Below are 2,764 nucleotides of genomic sequence, written 5' to 3'. Positions count from 1 at the left end.
TGCTTTTAGGGCTTCTATGAACCACTGAGGTGTTTTCTGCTTGTTTAGTTTGATTCTGCCGTGCAGACTTTTGTCGCTGTCACGGGCTTGGCATGTTTCAACTTCGCCTGTCACAGGATCACGCTGGAGATCAACTGGGCGGTTGGCTTCACCGTTTTTGGGATGGAGTAAAACAACCGGCTTGCCGATGAGGCTGGCTGCTTGGGTTTTGAAGCCCTCATAGGGTTTAAGCGCCCCGTTATGCACGCCTTCTTTGGTAAAGACGACGGGGATGCTGTAGGCTTCCTCTGTTTCGGCGATGTCGGCCATGTTTACTGTGAAGGTCTCTGGACTGTTGGTGTATAGTGTGGGCTGGTTGTTTGGCATCTGGTTCACGTATTGTTGGGGAAAAATGAGGAGGTTAAGGTGTGTCGATGAAGTCTTCGATTTCTTTGATGTGATTTTTGTTTAGCGATATTTGGATGCCGTAGCTTGTGGGATGAAAGATTACATATCCCAGTGTTTTTAGTTGTTTGAGGGTTTTTTCGCCCTCACCACGCTCGTGTTTTTGAAGGGCTTTTAGGGCGTTAACAGGACTTGTGTGTTTTGCGCCGATGTAGTCTTTTTTGTAGAGGGTTCGGAGGATGCGTTTGGCGGCTTCGATGTTCACTGTTCTTCTACACCTATATTCTCTAATATCCACACCCCTATATAAGATTATCTTTAACATCCATACCCAACCAACACATAGAAAATACTTATATGCTACATCAACCACACATATAGCAATAATGGATGGATAAAATATGACAAACCCCCAAACCCAACACGACCCCGGCCCCCTAGAACGCCTCTTCGGATCCACCTCAGCCACAGTCCGCATCATAGACTTCATGTCAACCTTTGACTGCTACGACTACAACAAAAAAGACATAGCCGAAAACAGCAACGTCAGCCAAAAATACGTCAAACCCGCCATCGAAAAACTCGAAGAACAAGGCATCGTAAAAAAAACCCGCAAAATCGGCTGCTCAGACATGTACCAATACAACATGCAAAACCAAACAGCAGAATTACTCGCAAAATTAGGCATGTCCATAGCCAAACACGACATCCACAAAACCATAGCCGAACAAGAAGCCCAAGAACAAGCCAGCCAGCAGCAGCCAGAAATCCAGCCCGAGGCAGAATTATTAACCGCCACGTGAAACCCATGACAACCCAACAGCACGACCCCGGACAACTAGAAAATCTATTTGGCAAATCCGCCGTAGCCCGAGTCCTAGACTTCATACACATATTTAGAGACTGGGACTACAGCAAACAAGACATAGCCAAAAACAGCGAAGTAAGCTTCCGCCACGCCGTTATGGCCATCGACAAACTAGAAAAACTAGAATTCATAAAAAAAACCCGCACAGTGGGCAATGCGCAAATGTGTCAATACAACACCGAGAGCAAAGCCGCCATGGCCCTAAACACCTTCACACTCCTCTTAGCAGACCAAGAAGTCCAAAAAATCATAAAACAAGAAACCCCCAAACCAAAGAAACAACCCAAACCGAAGCAGAAGCCAAACTCGAAGCAGAACTGCTAGCCACCCCAGCCTAACCGCTCTTCTCTTTCTCTGCACATTTCATTTTTTACCCTCACAATACTGATCAAAAGTTAAAAACTGATCATAACGCCGAATAACATACCGCGCAAACCTGTGACATAAACTGTAGCGTTTATCACCTTTGCGGAAATTCATAGGATAACACTTAACACCTAACTCTTTAAGAACAGCATATCGGTGCTGTAAACTATCCAATGCTAACTGCGGATTAGACTCATAAGCATAAAGAACATAAAACATCAGATGTTTGGCAGGAATACCAGCAGAAACTAACAACTCCACCTTATCTCGAATCATCTGCTCCATAATAGGCGTATCATGATCATATGCAAAATAGAGCCGCGGAACCTTGAAACTAAGCGACCTATACTTAATCTCAGAAAGCAACCCAGCATTAACCTTATCAACTAAACGAATATCCAAACCTTGACTAAAACAAATTTGCTGACCACCCTGCCGCATAGCAATTAAAATATCCCTATGCCCTCCATATGCAAGCAAATTATTATCATAAACAACACACCTATCCTTAACCATCCAATCTAAACCCTCAAACTTTAACCAACCCTCTTTTTTCGGCACAATACAAAACTCACAATTACGTATACAGCCACGAGTTATGAAACCAAAACTATAATCCAGATGACTGTATAGTTCGGAATCAGGCGGACACATTTCAATACAGTCAGGTAATTTGGACTCAAGCTTGTACCCTGAACCGCCGATATTAACAACTTTACCCTGAGACTCCAACATAGCCTTCTTACCCAACATGATAGGCAGATTCCAGCTAAACAAAACCGACATATACACAATATCAGGATACGCTAAATTTAGGCCGACTATATCCCCGCGGCACTTATGAAAAGTACTAATTTTTTGAAAAGCCACATTAGGATAAGACGTATCACCAATTAAACTAACTCTCACAGTACCGCACTCTCTCGCTCTGTTCCATTCGGCAAAAACCCCAAAAATGGAACACTAATTCTATACATCAAAACATAACACTAAACCATAACGTTGTACCATTACATTAAATCTTCAAAAAATGGAACACCCAGAGCAGCCGCCTCACGGGGCATCCACAAAAGTAGCCTCATAACACTTTTCATGATAAATCCTACTCCGCCCATACCGACCGCCTCCATTATGAGAAACAACCCG

General features: G+C 43.6%; 5 protein-coding genes. 2 read left to right on the top strand and 3 right to left on the bottom strand.

Annotation, left to right across the window (positions count from 1 at the left end):
* A partial coding sequence (locus FWF39_RS12325) for a hypothetical protein (RefSeq protein WP_343383734.1) occupies window positions 1-366 on the bottom strand: 366 nt, incomplete at its 3' end.
* Window positions 367-400: 34 nt separating this feature from the next.
* Window positions 401-649, bottom strand: a complete 249-nt coding sequence (locus tag FWF39_RS12320; RefSeq protein ID WP_343383733.1) for a hypothetical protein — start codon at window positions 647-649, stop codon at window positions 401-403.
* A gap of 136 nt (window positions 650-785) precedes the next feature.
* Between FWF39_RS12320 and FWF39_RS12315 the strand changes: the two genes are divergently transcribed.
* Window positions 786-1,187 carry a hypothetical protein gene (locus FWF39_RS12315; RefSeq protein ID WP_343383732.1) on the top strand — a complete coding sequence of 134 codons (402 nt, stop codon included), beginning with the start codon at window positions 786-788 and terminating at the stop codon, window positions 1,185-1,187.
* A 5-nt stretch (window positions 1,188-1,192) separates the two neighbouring features.
* Complete coding sequence (locus FWF39_RS12310; protein WP_343383731.1) at window positions 1,193-1,576, top strand: hypothetical protein; 384 nt, start codon at window positions 1,193-1,195, stop codon at window positions 1,574-1,576.
* A gap of 39 nt (window positions 1,577-1,615) precedes the next feature.
* Here the strand turns inward: FWF39_RS12310 and FWF39_RS12305 are convergent, their stop codons facing one another.
* Entirely contained in the window at window positions 1,616-2,527 is a 912-nt protein-coding gene (locus FWF39_RS12305) for a hypothetical protein (RefSeq protein ID WP_343383730.1), read from the bottom strand.
* Between the last annotated feature and the right edge of the window lie 237 nt (window positions 2,528-2,764).

Origin of the sequence: Candidatus Bathycorpusculum sp., from assembly GCF_009778815.1 — an archaeon.
Lineage (GTDB): Archaea > Thermoproteota > Bathyarchaeia > Bathyarchaeales > Bathycorpusculaceae > Bathycorpusculum > Bathycorpusculum hydrogenotrophicum.
The sequence above is the reverse complement of the archived record's forward strand: the minus strand, read 5'-3'. Positions and strand labels throughout refer to the sequence as shown.